The organism is Alteromonas sp. C1M14, assembly GCF_018860965.1.
Classification (GTDB): Bacteria; Pseudomonadota; Gammaproteobacteria; order Enterobacterales; family Alteromonadaceae; genus Alteromonas.
This window is the reverse complement of record NZ_JAHKQF010000015.1, coordinates 275,445-290,882: the sequence shown is the minus strand read 5'-3', so window position 1 is coordinate 290,882 and position 15,438 is coordinate 275,445. Positions and strand designations below refer to the sequence as shown.

At 46.6% G+C, this 15,438-nt stretch carries 11 protein-coding genes; 4 read left to right on the top strand and 7 right to left on the bottom strand.

The features are described 5' to 3' along the window. Positions 1-36: 36 nt before the first annotated feature. Positions 37-993, bottom strand: a complete 957-nt coding sequence (locus KO501_RS13755) for a sugar-binding transcriptional regulator (protein WP_216030241.1) — start codon at positions 991-993, stop codon at positions 37-39. 2 nt (positions 994-995) lie between these two features. Next, on the bottom strand, positions 996-1,673 hold the full coding sequence (locus KO501_RS13750) for an HAD family hydrolase (protein ID WP_216030240.1): 678 nt from the start codon (positions 1,671-1,673) through the stop codon (positions 996-998). Between the two features lie 631 nt (positions 1,674-2,304). On the opposite strand from KO501_RS13750, the gene KO501_RS13745 reads away from it, so the two are divergent. Together KO501_RS13745 and KO501_RS13740 are read left to right on the top strand one after the other, a co-directional pair. Then, the gene (locus KO501_RS13745) at positions 2,305-4,020 is read left to right on the top strand and encodes a hypothetical protein (RefSeq protein ID WP_216030239.1); all 1,716 of its coding nucleotides are present in this window, start codon (positions 2,305-2,307) and stop codon (positions 4,018-4,020) included. Between the two features lie 9 nt (positions 4,021-4,029). After that, positions 4,030-5,541: a mannitol dehydrogenase family protein gene (locus KO501_RS13740; RefSeq protein ID WP_216030238.1), complete on the top strand. Its 1,512-nt coding sequence runs from the start codon at positions 4,030-4,032 to the stop codon at positions 5,539-5,541. A gap of 93 nt (positions 5,542-5,634) precedes the next feature. Here KO501_RS13740 and KO501_RS13735 read toward each other — a convergent pair whose 3' ends face one another. From KO501_RS13735 to manD, 4 genes are all read right to left on the bottom strand, one after another. Further along, the gene (locus tag KO501_RS13735; protein ID WP_252728468.1) at positions 5,635-6,441 is read right to left on the bottom strand and encodes a hypothetical protein; all 807 of its coding nucleotides are present in this window, start codon (positions 6,439-6,441) and stop codon (positions 5,635-5,637) included. A 68-nt stretch (positions 6,442-6,509) separates the two neighbouring features. Further along, positions 6,510-8,288 (bottom strand): transporter, encoded by a 1,779-nt coding sequence (locus KO501_RS13730; protein WP_216030236.1) that lies wholly within the window; start codon positions 8,286-8,288, stop codon positions 6,510-6,512. Between the two features lie 11 nt (positions 8,289-8,299). Continuing rightward, the gene (locus KO501_RS13725) at positions 8,300-9,439 is read right to left on the bottom strand and encodes a Gfo/Idh/MocA family oxidoreductase (protein ID WP_216030235.1); all 1,140 of its coding nucleotides are present in this window, start codon (positions 9,437-9,439) and stop codon (positions 8,300-8,302) included. A gap of 42 nt (positions 9,440-9,481) precedes the next feature. After that, positions 9,482-10,699: a D-mannonate dehydratase ManD gene (gene manD, locus KO501_RS13720; RefSeq protein WP_216030234.1), complete on the bottom strand. Its 1,218-nt coding sequence runs from the start codon at positions 10,697-10,699 to the stop codon at positions 9,482-9,484. A gap of 119 nt (positions 10,700-10,818) precedes the next feature. Here manD and KO501_RS13715 point away from each other — a divergent pair, with 119 nt between their 5' ends. After that, a complete protein-coding gene (locus KO501_RS13715; RefSeq protein WP_216030233.1) occupies positions 10,819-11,826 on the top strand; it encodes a LacI family DNA-binding transcriptional regulator in 1,008 nt (335 codons plus the stop codon). Positions 11,827-11,867: 41 nt separating this feature from the next. Here KO501_RS13715 and KO501_RS13710 read toward each other — a convergent pair whose 3' ends face one another. Continuing rightward, positions 11,868-14,189, bottom strand: a complete 2,322-nt coding sequence (locus KO501_RS13710; RefSeq protein ID WP_216030232.1) for a TonB-dependent receptor — start codon at positions 14,187-14,189, stop codon at positions 11,868-11,870. Positions 14,190-14,535: 346 nt separating this feature from the next. On the opposite strand from KO501_RS13710, the gene KO501_RS13705 reads away from it, so the two are divergent. Then, positions 14,536-15,411 carry a cyclase family protein gene (locus tag KO501_RS13705; protein WP_216030231.1) on the top strand — a complete coding sequence of 292 codons (876 nt, stop codon included), beginning with the start codon at positions 14,536-14,538 and terminating at the stop codon, positions 15,409-15,411. Positions 15,412-15,438 lie beyond the last annotated feature (27 nt).

The window sequence follows — 15,438 nt, the reverse complement described above, 5'->3', positions numbered from 1 at the left end:
TTGTCTCACCACCTTAATCACGGAATAACCTAGCGCCTAGCCTTTTAATATTTGGGCGGCGGTAGTTTCGTTAGTAATAAGCGCATTAATTAGCTTAGAACGCAGTGCACCTAATATTGCGTTCGTTTTATTGACCCCTGATGCAATACCGACAACCGGCTTTTCTGATGATAAGATCATCGGGGTGCTGGTGACTCGCCGGTTAATATCGCAATTGACGATGGCACCTTCCAGATTGTAAACCCAACTGATAATTTCTCCTGCCGCCCCAGAACCGGCGAGGGACCCCATTTCATCATCATCAATGAAGCCGTCCACATGTAAGGGGGACGTCTGGCCTAAATTACCAATCCCCACGAAGGTGGCATCCGCTCGTTTTGCCAGCATAAGAATGCGAGCTATGTGCGCTTGCTGGTGCAGCTGCTGGCGTTCTTCTTCAGAGGACGCAATAACCGGTAAAGGCATAGGATAGTGTTGCGCTTTAATGCGATCAGCAATATGTACTGCCACATCGTAACGGGTGGCAGCACCGTCGCTGGCAATATTGCCCACCAAGGACACAATTTTATGTTGCGGACAGTGCATCAGGGCAAGTTCGTCGGCACAGGCGCGCAGAACCCGTCCGGTACCAAAAGCTATAGTTTTTGGCGTATTCGCCTTTAATTCTCGCTCGATAACCGCAGCGCCAGCTTGCCCTAGTCCCAAAGTGGAATTAGGGTCGTCACTCAGTGCGGGTACCACGTCACAAAATTGCAAACCAAAACGCTGTTTGATGGCATCGGCAAGTTCCATACAACGGGCGATGGGATGTTCAAGGCGCACCTTTACCAGTCCTTCTGAGACGGCCAAGGCCACAAGGCGTTGGGCACTCTGTCTGGAGGTATTTAAACGCTTGGCAATATCATCCTGTGTTTTGCCTGCCACATAATATAACCAGCCAGCCCTAGCCGCATCGTCGAGACGTTGGTTTTCTTGTTGTAACTTCTTACTCATACTCATTCCGTGTCTTTCATATCAATATTTTTTAATAACTCGGGGAAACGTGTTTTAAATGCCTGCCAACTGGATATGCTGGTCCCATTCAAATCGTCTAGGTACTGTAAATGACTTCCCCCAGTAAAACGCAGTACTTGCATGCCGGCGGCATGAGCCGCTTCTAACCCAGCAGGCGAATCTTCAATGACCAAGCAGTTAGCTGGCGCCGCACCCATCGCCTCGGCCGCATAAAGAAATAAATCAGGGGCCGGCTTTCCTCGGGTTACCTGCGAGCGGGTAAAGCGGTGTTGGGGGAAATACGGGGCAAGGGATGTACATGATAGTGCCTGACTGGTGCGCTCAGAAGAGCTACTGGTGGCCAGACAGTAAGGCACTGATAACTGCTGCAATAACGATACGATCCCTTCTGTAGGCTTTAAATGGGCAGCAAAAGAGGCAACTAGCCGATGGTGAAACCTGGCTAAATCATCGGCGGTTAATGTGATGCCAAAATCCCGGGCTACGCATTGTTCAACAATTTGCACACTTTTTCCTAAGAACTCATCGACAAAATAGGCTGGGGTGAGGTTCGCCCCGCGCTCTTTTAACACTTGTTGCCACATTCTCATCGACAGCACTTCGCTGTCAATGAGCACGCCATCACAGTCGAATATGATAAGCTGTACGTCTGCTAACACGTGTGGCTTACCTTGGGTAAGTAGAGATCAGTCATTTTTGTTTGCATAAAACCAGTATCGTTTAGAAAACATGTACTTGCTAGTGCCAAACCGCATAAGCATTATTTTTAAATATTACGGTTATCCAACCCGAGATGCCACTGAAATCGGTATGACAGCGATGCGAGTGTACTTGGGCTGCTGCAAGACGTCCCTTTATAGATAAACGAAATCTAAACCTTTACCACAACGTATAGAGATTATGAGAAGTAAAAGTAAATCAATTGGGGCTTTGGCTCTTAGTGTGAGTATTTGCTCATATTCAATTATTGGTTGAGCTTTTCTCATTTACGTTTGTCTAACAAATGACCTCAATGGAATGTCGGTTTATGTGAAAAAAGCCGGTAAAACAGCTTTTTGCGGCATTTTATTGAAAAATGATATAAGTAATTAGGATGTGATGTAAGAAACTGTTAACGATTATGTAACTATTGTTCTGTTAAATCTGTTTACATTTTTACGCGGTTATGTAACTATCCGCGTGGGCTATATCTCATGGGAGGGGTAAATGCTCATTCATGCGACGAACGATATAAGAAAAACTCGTTGCTATTGTCAGCCAAGTTTTATGTGCAAATGAAGCGAGAAAAAAATGAGTTCGACTTCAAATAAGATTGATATATCACAGATCAGCGATGAGCAACTTCCCGTTGCCAAACACCAGCTAAAAGGCTGGAAACATTTCATGGGTTTATATGCCGGTGAACACGTTGCTGCCACCGAGTTTGTCTTTGGTGCGACTTTTGTGGCCCTCGGGGCAACAATGACAGATATTTTACTTGGTTTGCTGGTGGGGAACCTCCTGGCTGTACTGAGTTGGACACTTATTACCACCCCAATCGCGGTGGAAACTCGCCTTAGCTTGTATACCTATTTGCAAAGAATCGCTGGCGATTCAATGACCAAGTTATATAACTGGGCTAACGTTATTATCTTCACGGTTATCTCCGCCGCCATGATCACCGTATCAGCAACGGCAGTGCGGTTTGCGCTGGATATTCCCGCTCAGCTTAATTGGTATCCCACCAACATGGCATTTGTTGGTGTGGTAGCGGCTGTGGGCGTGATTGTTGTTCTGGTAGCCATGTACGGTTTTAATGCCGTTTCAGACTTCTCTCGTATTTGTGCCCCTTGGTTGTTTACCATGTTTATTGCTGGCCCCTTAGTGCTTATGCCTGTGCTGGCCGATGCCGTTATCGGCTCGACCACGGTGTCCAGCTGGGCTGATTTCATGGAGATCGGTTCTACGTCTGTATGGACAGGGTTAACCCAAAGCGGCGAGCCAGGTATTGGCTTGATGGAAGTGATTGGCTTTTCATGGGCGGCTAACACCATTACCCATTTTGGCTTAATTGATATGGCTTTGTTGCGTTATGCTAAACGTAAACGCTACGGCTTATGTACCTCTGCGGGTATGTTGTTCGGTCACTATATCGCGTGGATTTCTGCCGGTATTATGGGGGCGGGTACCGCCGTACTAGTCCAAAAATCCATTGTTCAGCTTGATCCAGGTGATGTTGCTTATCATGCATTGGGTTTATCTGGGTTGGTTATTGTGATTGTCGCCGGTTGGACTACCGCCAATGCCAACTTGTATCGCGCAGGTTTGGCTGCTCAAGCTATTTTCAAAGATAAATCACGAAATAAAACCACGGCAATTGTTGGTGCAGTAACCGTATGTATTGCGTGTTTTCCTTTTGTTTTTACAAAATTACTGCCGTTGCTCACCTATGCGGGTTTATTGGTGGTGCCGGTGGGCGCAATTGTATTTGCTGAACATGTTATCTTTCCGAAGATTGGCTACACCCGTTACTGGGCACACTACCGTGAACTTACCCATAGCACACCCGCTGTCGCTAGCTGGGGCTTAGGCTTGGTGTTTGGATTTGGACTTAATGCGTTAGATGTCATTTCCTTTTACTATTTGTTCATTCCTACGTGGTTCTTTACCATTTTCGTCTACACCGTATTAGCGGGTAAACATGGCGCGAAAGAAGACTACACCGAAGAAAAAGCGCAGATGAAGGCCTTCTGTGAACAGGTGGAAGTTTATCAAACAGAGCAAGGTGCGAAACTGCCCGACCATGTTGATGATATCTCACCGGTTACTCGTGTCTTACGTTTTGTATCAGTGGCCAGCCTCATCGTTACCATTATCATGGCAGGAAACACCTTCCTGTTGAGCGCTGATATTGCAAGTTATGAAAGCAACCGTGATTTGTTTTTCAACCTAGGCTTTGCTTGCACACTGATTTACTTTTCTACTGCTTATTGGGCGATGCGTCGCCAAAAAGCACTCGTCAAATAAGGGGTTTATATGCAACCGCAATCATGCATTTCACTGAGCAGGGATAAGCTAAACCAACTACCTGAGCATATTACTGTCCCAGGTTATCCGGTGGAAAAGGTAACCGCCGGTATTGTACATGTTGGAGTGGGCGGGTTTCACCGTTCACATGAAGCCATGTATGTTGATGCCATTATGGAAAAAACTGGCGACTTATCCTGGGGGATTTGCGGGGTAGGTTTGCGCGAAGGCGACCGACGTATGCAAGATATTCTTGCTGCTCAAGACTATCTTTACACCCTCATTGAAAAGCATGGTAGTGGTGAGCACAAGGCGCGGGTTATTGGCGCCATGACGGACTTTTTAATGGCTTCAGATGATCCTGCCAGGGTTATAGACCAAATGGCGGCCAAACAGACAAAGATTGTCTCGCTGACCATCACCGAAGGTGGCTATAACTTTGATCCTACTACCGGTAACTTCATTGCCAATAATGATGATGTGCAGTTCGATCTTGCCAATCCGGCAACACCTAAAACCGTATTTGGCTTTTTAACGGCGGCCTTAAAGCAAAGAAAAGCGGCTGGTCAAACACCGTTTACCATTATGTCTTGTGATAACATTCAGCATAATGGTGACGTGCTTAAAAAGATGCTGTTATCTTTTATTCGTCTCACTGATGTCACGTTTGCCAACTGGGTAGAACAAAACGTCTGTTTTCCTAATTCCATGGTTGATCGGATTACACCGGCTACTGTGGATGCTGATCGCGAAAAGTTACAGGAAATGGGACTTAGCGATGGCTGGCCTGTGGTTTGTGAACCTTTCCATCAGTGGATTATCGAAGATTTATTTTCTGATTCACGACCCCATTGGGAACAAGTGGGGGCACAGTTTGTTCCCCATGTGGCACCGTACGAAAAACTTAAACTTCGCATGCTCAATGCCGGCCATTCGGTGCTCGGTTTAGTGGGCTCTGTGGCCGGACTCGACACCATTCATGGCGCGATGGCAGAACCTAAGCTGCGTGAATTGTTATCCGCATTTATGAGCTCTGAGGTTATGCCAACTCTCGACGCTGTAGACGGTATCGATGTTGAAGAATATAAAGGGGTATTGCTGTCTCGCTTTGCCAACCCTTACATTAAAGATGCGTTGTCTCGTATATGCCTTGAAAGCTCTGCAAAGATCCCGGTATTTTTGCTGCCAACAATAAAAGATAACCTGAGCGCAAATGGCAGTGTTCAATTAAGTGCATTGACCCTTGCTGCGTGGTGTTATTACTCAGATAAACAGGCGTCTGAAGACGGCAAGCCACTGCAAATTCAAGATGCCATGGCAGATGCATTGCATCAGGCGGCATCAGGCACAGCTGAAGATCCACTGGCATTTTTGAAGCTAGAGTCGGTATTTGGTGAATTGGCGCAAGACCGAGTATTTAGCCAAGCTTACCTACCGATAATCAAGGGGCTGTACAATGGTGAACCCGTACTGGATATAGCCACCTCTCTGTTATCGGAACACGTGGCATCGTGTGACTAATTGAAAAAAAGAGTCCTTCGGGACTCTTTTTTTTGGCTTAAAAATGGGGTGAATGGTTAACCACGCCAGCGGCCTACGAAGACAGCGATTGGCTTATTGGGTAGGGGTCGTTAACTGGGTGACTGTGTCTTGCACCTTGTCATAATGGACTGATTCTACAAAGCCGAAGGAAACACGCACCAGTTCATTTAAGAATTTCTCTTTGTTTTGTCGGCCAAACCCCATTACCGTCATAAAAGGGCGACTCACATAATCATCGGGATAGTTGTCGTCTTGATGCTTGAGAAAATACAACATTCGAGGGGTATCTTTATCTCCAAATGCGATCCATTCTGGCGCTGGTAGGTCTCCAGAGAAGGTCTCTTCGATAAGGTGCTTTTGTGATGATGCTGAATTAAACCAAAAATCTGTGTCGTCCATTTCTCCCCCGGGTACACCTTCATACTGAAGCCAGTAAGCATAGCCGGGGCTGACTTTGGTCATTGTAAAGTCTCCATGGGTGGGGTAAAAATCCCACTGACCTTCCCATTGCCCGTTTTCTGAGGTAAACAGGATGCGTACATGGTCTGGCTCTTCGATAGTCACTTCACTGGTAGAGGGGTCCGTACCGGCATTCATGGCATGGAAGTAATTACCGTCTTGCTTGTGCACCGCATTGGGAAAGCCTCGATATTCCCCTTTCCAGCCTGAACCTTTTATATCGTTAAACCCTATCCAATCGTTACCCGCTTTGTCCATAAGGCTTGAGAGACCGCCACCGGACTTTTCCAAGTAGTAGGTGGCGTTGTCGGTAGTAATGATATACGCCGATAAGGCTGAACCCGCTGACGGATCTACGCCGTGGGTTAACGTTACCGAAGGGGCGGGAGGGATTAGCTTACAGCCATGTAAAAATAGCATTAAACTCGCCACGCAAAGGAGCTCCTTGATAGGGGGGATAAGGCACGCCGTGGCCAAATTTTGCTGCTTCATGATAATTCACCTTTACTTTGGGGTGGGGTGTTGACCGGTCGAGCGCTGTATTTAAGCAAACAACCAATGGCAAACATCACTAAACCGCAACATAAAAACACCAGCCGACCCCAAAGAGGGTTTGGGATCGCCATCATCACCACCATGCCTGCGCTCATAATAATAACCATCAGTCCCAGCTTATTACGTTGCTGACGATCATAGTCGTCTTGTTCAAAGTCGGCGATCACTGGGGTTTCGATATCCCTAAAGAAACGATCGGTTTCTGCTCGGTGCCCGTCGTTTTGAGGTTTGTAGAACAAGGTGGTAGCACAAAAGAACCCGGCGGTAATAACGAGATGGGCCACAATCATAAGCATTAACCCCACATCAACGGACTCTCGCCGAGTGAAAGGTTGGGCGAGGCCTATCCATTGGGCAAACGTATCTGGGGTGATGACATAGGTCATTATCCACGACACACTTAGCCCAATAGCAACCGTAACCCAAGGTGCCCATTGGGGCGTCTTTTTAATCAATAGCCCAAAGATAAGGGGGATCAATAATGGTACTTGGATCATGGTAGACACATTCATCATCAGTTCAAAAAGACTAAGCTCTTTCAACGATTTAAAGAATAATGCCACGATAATGACTAAGATCCCGCTAATAAAACTCACCACGCGACTAACACGAAGCAGGTGTTTGTCGGTGACGGCGGTTTCTCGCTTAAGCAAAAAGGGTTGATATAAACTGCGCACAAAAATACCGGCGTTTTTATTTAACGCCGAATCCATGGAAGACATGGAAGCAGCAAACAAGCCCGCCAACAGCAAGCCTACGGTGCCAACAGGCATGGCATTGCGGGTAAATACCAAGTACACCGCATCGCCGGCTTTATTGCCCAGTTCAGGGTAAGCGGCAGCAGCGTCAGGGTACAAGATGGCAGAGGCCCAGGGTGGAATAAACCAGATAATGCTGCCTATCCCCATTAATACCATGGCCAGTAGAGCGGCTTTTCGTGCATTCACCGAGTCTTTGGCGTTAAGGAAACGAAAAGAATCGTTGAGGTTCATGATGGTGATTAATTGTTTGGTTAAAAAGAAGATGAAGGTACCAAACAATAAAATGCCGTAATTCATATCCGGCCCCATGACAAAATCCACCGGGAAGTCGTTGACCAAGGTAACAGGCCCTCCCACCTTGACTAAGGCAACGATAGCACAGGCAATGGAGATCACCGCGACGATGAGGGTTTGCACAAAATCCGAAGCGACGACTCCCCACGCGCCGGACAACACAGAAACAAATAATACGGTAAGCCCTGTGATCACAATGGTTAAGCTAATATCGGCATTAAAAACGGCACTGGAGAATACGCCCAGCGCATTGAGCCATACGCCGGCGTTGATCATGCTAAATACAATTAACGCCCAAGAAAAAAACTGCTCGTTTTCAGGGCCAAAGCGACGTTTGATACCCTCGGTAGGCGTGTCGACACGCATTTGCCGGAAGCGGGCAGAAAAATACAGCCAGCCACAAAAGTAAGCAAAGGTATTGGCGAAGAAGACTAAACTGATGGCAAAGCCATCGGTAAAGGCTTTGCCTGCTGCGCCAGTAAATGTCCATGCCGAAAACTGGGCCATAAAGGCAGTGGAGCCCACCATCCACCACAGCATGCGTCCTCCACCGCGAAAGTAATCGCTGGTGGAGTTTTTTGCCATTGACTTAAATGCAAAACCTATTCCCAGGATCAGCAAAAAGTACCCTGCGATAACCAGATATTCATACACCATGAGACGGCCTTTTATTGAAGATGAGTCACATCAACCCAATTATCGTTTTGTCGAATTAAATCGATTAATTGCTGGTATTGAGCACCTTGTTTAAAGGTTTGGTAGGGCGCGACGGCTTCGCCTTTAATATCCTGTACCAGTTCTCGAATGAGGTAACGCCAGTTGCGTTCGGTGTCACCTTCGCCTTCAGGTTGGTTTTGCACAATATCTTCAGGTAGTGGTGTCTCAACCCATTGACCGTTTTCATCGTATAAATACAGTGGGCCACTGGCATAATGGCCTTTTATGTATATGGCCCCGTGACTGCCGTATATAACCACATGATCTTCGTGAAAACGGGGGTGTAGACCACCATGTTTAAATAGGACAGACACCGGTTTATGGGCAAGTTCGCTTTCTATCTGAGCCAGTACGGTATACGACCACTCCACATTGGATTTACCCCATTTCAGGTTAGGATCATGGATGTCCTTAGGAATAAACTCCCGGCGCTTTTTAAAGTTGTGAACGCCTTCCACAATGGGGGCTTTTTGTAAATCGTCTCGCACTTCCCCCATCATTGAAAGGATCTTCTCACCGACGATGGAGGTAACGATAGACAGTTTGTGGGTGAAGTTATTATTCAACCGACCACCGCCATCTTCAGCGCGATGAGACCAACCAAAGGGGATGTGTTTTTCTAAGTTAAAGTGAGAGATACATTCAATTTCCTGAGGCTCACCAATAGCTCCTTCGGCAACCAGACGTTTTGCATGTATCACATCGGGCATATAACGAAAGCTGGCGGCAAAAGCGGTTTTCACCCCTTTTTCGTCCGCTAACAAGGCGAGTTTTTTCGCTGATGGACCATCGGTGGTTAATGGCTTATCACTAAACACATGGCAGCCGGCCTCGATGGCATCAATAATCGCTTGCTCGTGGGCACCGCCGGGCGTAGCAATAGAAACAATATCAGGCTTTAATTCGGCCAAGGCTTGTTTCCAGTTGGTGCCAGAATAAGGAATGGCCATTTCTTCGGCGACTTTTGTCACCACGCTTTCGGTGCGTCCTACCATGCCGATAACGTCCACACCAGCGTAGCGAAATGCCTCCGCATGGCCTTGTCCGGCAAAGCCTGTGCCCTGAATCAAAACGGTGAGCGGTTTTTTCATTTTATATTCCTTCTTTCTATCGCGCTGTCTATTTATGGGTGATTACCAATGCCATGCGGTGCCGTCTTCAAGTCGACTGACGGGAAGGTAAGATCGTTTGTAGGGGTATTTCGCCGCCGCTTCCTCGTCAAAATCCACGCCAAGGCCGGGGGCGTCAGTCATGGTTGCCATGCCATTTGATACACTAAAATTATGGGAAAATACGTCGTTAAGCTTGTCATTGCCAAAGCCGACAAATTCCTGAATGCCAAAATTGGGTGCCCAAATATTAATGTGCATATGAGCAGCAAAACACACAGGGGAAAGGTCCGGCGCGCCATGGGGGGCGGTTTTCACATTGTGTATGCTGGCAAAATCTGTAATGCGTCGCAGGGCAGTGATCCCGCCGGCGTGGGTGGCCGCGGTACGAATGTAATCAATAAGCTGATTTTCAATGAGATCTTTGCATTCCCATATACTGTTGTAGGTTTCACCAATGGCTAAAGGAACGGTGGTGTGCTGTCGAATAACTTCATAGCTGGCTTGGTTCTCAGCAATAGCCGCATCTTCTAAGAACAATAAATGATAGGGTTCAAGCAGTTTACCTAAGCGTGCTGCTTCTATTGGGGTTAGGCGACTGTGTACATCATGAAGCAAATGGATGTGATTCCCTAAACGCTGACGCCCTCGTTTGAACAAGTCTTCGATCATGGAGAAGTACTTTTGGGTTGACCAAGTTTCTTCCGGCGGAAGGGGGCGGTTACCTTGTAGTTCAAAGTAATCTTTTTTATCGCCGAGCACGCCGTAGGTCACATTGAGTCCGGGAATGGCTGATTGTAAGCGAATGGCTTTAAATCCTTGCTGTTGCAAGGCTTCTGCTTTATCTAAGGTGTCTTCAATGGAGCTACCGCTGGCATGGGCGTATAGGGTGACACCGGTGCGACTTTTACCACCAAGTAACTGATACACGGGTAAATTAGCGGCTTTGCCTTTGATGTCCCACAATGCCATATCAATGGCAGCGATGGCGGCCATGTTAACCGGCCCTTTGCGCCAGTAAACACCGCGATACAGATACTGCCATATATCTTCAATAGCGTGGGGATCACGGCCAATGAGACAGGGGATGATGTGTTCTTCAAGACAGGTGACCACGGCCATTTCTCGACCGTTTAATGTGGCGTCACCAATTCCGTAAATGCCTTCATCGGTAATCACTTTTACGGTGACAAAGTTTCTACCGGGATTGCACACGAATACTTTTATCGCTGAAATTTTCACCCAAGTCTCCTCTCTAACTGGACATAAAACGTTTTAGTAAAACGTTTTAGTTGATGAAGCTACCATAGTCATGCACAATGTCAACAATACATTAACAACATTGTAAACCTACTCTATTCATGCAAAAAGCAAAACTGGTCGATGTCGCAAGTCTGGCGAAAGTGTCAAATAGTACCGTCTCTCAATACCTTAATGGGCGGTTCGACTATATGTCGAAGGAAACCCAACAAAGAATACGGGCGGCAATTAAAGAGTTGGATTACACCCCGAACCCCACGGCCCGCAATCTGAAAGGGAAAAAAACCCGAATGGTGGGAGTGATTGTTCGGGATATCACTGGTTTTGATACCTGTAGAACCATTCGCGGGGTAGATGATTTTTGTCGTAAGCATCAATATAACGCACAAATTTTTAGTACTGACTTTGATCCTGAGGTAGAGGCGCAGGCGCTAGAAGCCCTCTATCAAATGCGGGTGGACGGCATTATTATTGCCTCGTCGGGTAAAAATAATGCCCTTATTGCTGACTATATGGAAAAGGGGATGCCGGTGGTGCATTTTCAGTTAGAACACGATGGCAGTGAACAGAACATCGTGTTGTCTGACTATCGTCAAGCGGCTTTCGATGCCACCGAGTACCTCATCCAGTTAGGTCATCGGCGTATTTGCTTTATGACCCAAACCTTTGAAAACGTAAAGTCGAGAAAAGAGCGTTACACTGGGTATATCGATGCATTAGCCAAACACAATGTTCCCTTCTGTGGGTCTTTGATCCAATATTGGCATCGAGAAACGGGCTTCGAACAAGCGCCAAAAACCATACTACAATCGGATAATCCTCCCACGGCGTTTTTTACTCAGCATTTGGCCATTACCACTGAATTATTGGCCCATTTAAATCAGGAAGGCATTGTTATACCCGATGATGTCTCCCTCATTGGTTTTGATGATATTCCCATGACCGAATTCTTTAAAGTGCCTGTAACGGTGGTGAAACAGGAGCCCTATGTGATAGGCAAGGAGGCGGCGGGTTTACTGTTGGATATGATTGATAATAAAGATCGCCATTCACAAAAGCTCATGATTGCTTGTTCCATCACTGAACGACAATCTTGCCGGGGGATATAAAAGCGCCAGACACTCATGCCTGACGCCTTGGGGCAAGTAGGTTAATAGAAGTAGTAGTTAAACTGTAACTTAACCATACGTTGCTGATTTAAAGTTTCTGCGGTGATCCCCTGATCCCCCGTTGGTGCACCCAATATGGCGCCAACAGGGCCGGCTATCGGGCTGCTAAAGTCGGCAGAGCGGGCATTGGTGAGGTTTGTTATTGACAACATTACATCCCAAATGCCATCGCCAGCTTCTACGCCAGCGGTCACATCTAAGGTAGTTAAGCTATCAGATGGGTAGGTTTCATTAATTTGGCTGACCATTTCATCCCGGTAGCGTATATAGCCGGTAGAGCGGAATAATAAGTCGTTAACGTTTAGTTCCGTAATATAGGAATAACCGAAATTACCAGTAAACTTGGGCGCTTGAGCCAAATCACTGCCATCATCTTTGTGTACGCTATCGGCATAGGTGAGGGCACCGCTAAGACGCCAGTCATCGTTTAGCTGATAAAGGCCATCAATTTCAAACCCGGTAGACTCCACATCCACATTTTGTGTCAGGAAGCCAGCACTGGCGTCGGTGACCAAAAAGGACGTTTCTTGGAAGTCTTCAATTTCGGTATAAAATAATGCCAGGTTCAGGTTCATTTTACGGTCAAACAAGACCATTTTACTTCCCGCCTCGTAGGTTTGGGTTTCTTCCGATTTCACCCGTGCGCCGCCTTCTGATACATCTAAGGAGGGATCGCCGCTGGTAACCTCTGCTGATTCGGCAAAGCCACCGGTTTTGCTACCTAAACCGTAGGAGGCATAAAGGCTAACGTTTCTCGACATTTCATAGCGCAATGACACATTACCGTTAAGAAAACTGTCGGAGAAGGTAAGGTCTGACTCGAACGGCGGATTCACCACCGTGTTCCATAAGGTGGCCAGTGATCCTTGGATACGATCAAACTGCACATCTTTGGTTTCGTCGGTGTAACGTAATCCGGCAGCAAGGGTTAGGGTGTCAGAAAGGTAGATGTCCGATTGGATAAACGCCGACAAGGTTTCAGTTTTTTGTTTGAAATCATTGCCAAATGCGCCATTGAAAATTTCTCCCGCCGTATCCCCTGGTGGAAAGTTTGGCGTATTGTAATTCTGCCATTCCAGCGAGTTCCAATCGCTTTTGAAGTAAAACAAACCGGCCATGTAATCAAAGTCTTCTCGTCCATCCGAGGCTAAACGCAACTCTTGGGAAAACTGATCATAATCCTCTTCCCGCTTAAAATAGGTACTGTAATAGTCCACTTCACCGGTGGTCACATAGGTGTACTCGTCAAAAGCACTGCCAAAATCGAAATCATCATAAAAGAGGATGTCGTAGGTAGCCGTGGAAGTCACCGAGGTGAGGGTTAAATCATCAAACGCTTTTTCTATGGTCAAGGTGAACGCATCTACGGACGTATCATGGTAGCTTTCGTTGTTGGGGCATTCTTCACAGGTGGCTGTTTTGGTGTCATCAAGTTGTGCTTCTCCTACGATTTCAAGTACATCGTCTGTAAAATAGCCGCCATTGTCCACGTATTGGTAACCATTGCCAATGCGTTCACTGTCAGAGTGTTGATAAGACGCGGTAACAGAAAGGGTATCGGTAGGCGTATAGACCGCCGTTACCCGCACACCTTGATCACTGTCTTCCGGTACGTCTCTGCCAGTGGCCAGGTTTTCTATCCAACCATCTTGTTCCACAAAATGACCGGCGACCCGCACCTTGAGATCATCGGTTATGGGCAGGTTAACACCGCCATCCAGACTCCAGCCCCCATTTTGCAACTCCACACCAGCAGAAATATTGGCTTCAAAATCGTCAGTGGGTTTGCGGGTGACAATACTGATTGCGCCTAAGCTGGTGTTTTTTCCTAATAAGGTACTTTGGGTGCCTTTTATCACCTCAATGCGTTCAACGTCGAAAAATGCCGCTGAATACATACGGCCTTTGCCCACGAACATGCCATCTTGGAACAAGGCCACGGATTGATCGAAGCTTTGTGTACGGGCTGGCGTGCCTAACCCCCGTAATGTGAGGGCGAGGCCATCATCCGGTGCGCGGGAAAACACCATGCCGGGTACTAAATTGGCAATCTCGAATAAATCATCAATACCATAATCTTCCATCACACCGGCCGGAATCGCCGAAATTGTAGCCGGTACCTCCTGCAGTGTTTGTGTTCTTTTTTGTGATGTGACTTGAATCACTTCTAATGTAGCAGATGGGTTTGTTTCTTCTGAAGTAGATGTAGCTATGTCCTCCTGGGCCAGCACCGCAGGTGCACAAAGACCAGCAAATGCCAGAGCTAGCGTGCGTTGGATGGGATTCCACTTATATGACTTCATTATATTTCCCTCAGATCTGTGAGTGTATTTTTCTATTTTTAATCTGCATTTATTACACGATCGACCGTTCCGCTTTGTGGTACAGCTGTATCGATTGAATAATAACCTACCTGTTTAGAGGGAAGGATGTCAATCAATTAGTAACAATTTGTTAACGAGCTGTTCAAAAAAATATAATTTAACAAATTATTTTTGAAGGTATATTGAATATTCCTTTTAAAACAATGGTTTGTGATTATTTTATGTGTTTATTGTGTTAATCATATGTGATTGACAGGTGACTTTTATGTTGTTAGTGTTCGTATCACGGTATAGGTGTATCGCAATTCGGTTAAGGTAATTAAATATGAAAATTAACGATATAAAACGTGTACATAAAATTTCTAAGCAAGATATGGATGAAATGATTCAGGAAGAAAACCTGAACAATGATACTGGCATGGAGTTTTATGACCTCAGTCACGAATGGGGACTAGGACAGCCTTGCTGGCCATATTTTGAAGATGTGAAAATTGAGCGCCTGCACGGTATGAGTAAGTCCGGAGTGTTGACCCAGCGTATTACCACAGTTATGCACTCAGGTACTCATATTGATGCGCCCGCACACGTGGTAGAAGGCACGCCATTTATGGATCAAATGCCGCTTCCTCGTTTCTTTGGTACGGCAGTGGTGGTTTCTATCCCGAAGAAGAAGTGGGAAGTGATTACCGCAGAAGATTTAGAAAATGCCACCCCTAAAATTCGCGAAGGCGACATCGTTATTATCAATACAGGTTGGCATGAAACCTACGCGGATTCTTCTGAGTATTATCACTATGGTCCAGGTTTGTACAAGTGTGCAGGCGAATGGTTAGCGAAGAAGAAAGTCAAAATGGTAGGTATCGATGTTCAAGCCCTTGACCATCCTCTTGGTACAGCCATCGGCCCTCATGGCCCAGGTCCACTGATTCCTCATCTGGAAGACGAATATAAAGAATTCTCTGGTGGTCGTTCGATTATTGAAGACTTCCCACACTGGGAGCCTTGTCACCGTGCGTTATTAAGTAACGGAATTTGCGGTATCGAAAACGTGGGCGGCGAAATCAACAAAGTCACCGGTAAGCGGGTCACTATTGCGGCATTCCCATGGCGCTGGAAAGGCGGTGACGGTTGTATCGTACGTTTGGTTGCTATGGTCGACAAAAGCGGTAGCTACCGCATCGAACAAGGCAGCGCTGAGTAATCCATTTTTCCATACGGTGCCCGCTTA

What these genes read in the sequence shown, in the direction of transcription:
- KO501_RS13755 (WP_216030241.1), bottom strand. Translation starts at nt 993, where the DNA reads ATGAGTAAGAAGTTACAACAAGAAAACCAACGTCTCGACGATGCGGCT.
- KO501_RS13745 (WP_216030239.1), top strand. Translation starts at nt 2,305, where the DNA reads ATGAGTTCGACTTCAAATAAGATTGATATATCACAGATCAGCGATGAG.
- KO501_RS13740 (WP_216030238.1), top strand. Translation starts at nt 4,030, where the DNA reads ATGCAACCGCAATCATGCATTTCACTGAGCAGGGATAAGCTAAACCAA.
- KO501_RS13735 (WP_252728468.1), bottom strand. Translation starts at nt 6,441, where the DNA reads ATGCTATTTTTACATGGCTGTAAGCTAATCCCTCCCGCCCCTTCGGTA.
- KO501_RS13730 (WP_216030236.1), bottom strand. Translation starts at nt 8,288, where the DNA reads ATGGTGTATGAATATCTGGTTATCGCAGGGTACTTTTTGCTGATCCTG.
- KO501_RS13725 (WP_216030235.1), bottom strand. Translation starts at nt 9,439, where the DNA reads ATGAAAAAACCGCTCACCGTTTTGATTCAGGGCACAGGCTTTGCCGGA.
- KO501_RS13715 (WP_216030233.1), top strand. Translation starts at nt 10,819, where the DNA reads ATGCAAAAAGCAAAACTGGTCGATGTCGCAAGTCTGGCGAAAGTGTCA.
- KO501_RS13710 (WP_216030232.1), bottom strand. Translation starts at nt 14,189, where the DNA reads ATGAAGTCATATAAGTGGAATCCCATCCAACGCACGCTAGCTCTGGCA.
- KO501_RS13705 (WP_216030231.1), top strand. Translation starts at nt 14,536, where the DNA reads ATGAAAATTAACGATATAAAACGTGTACATAAAATTTCTAAGCAAGAT.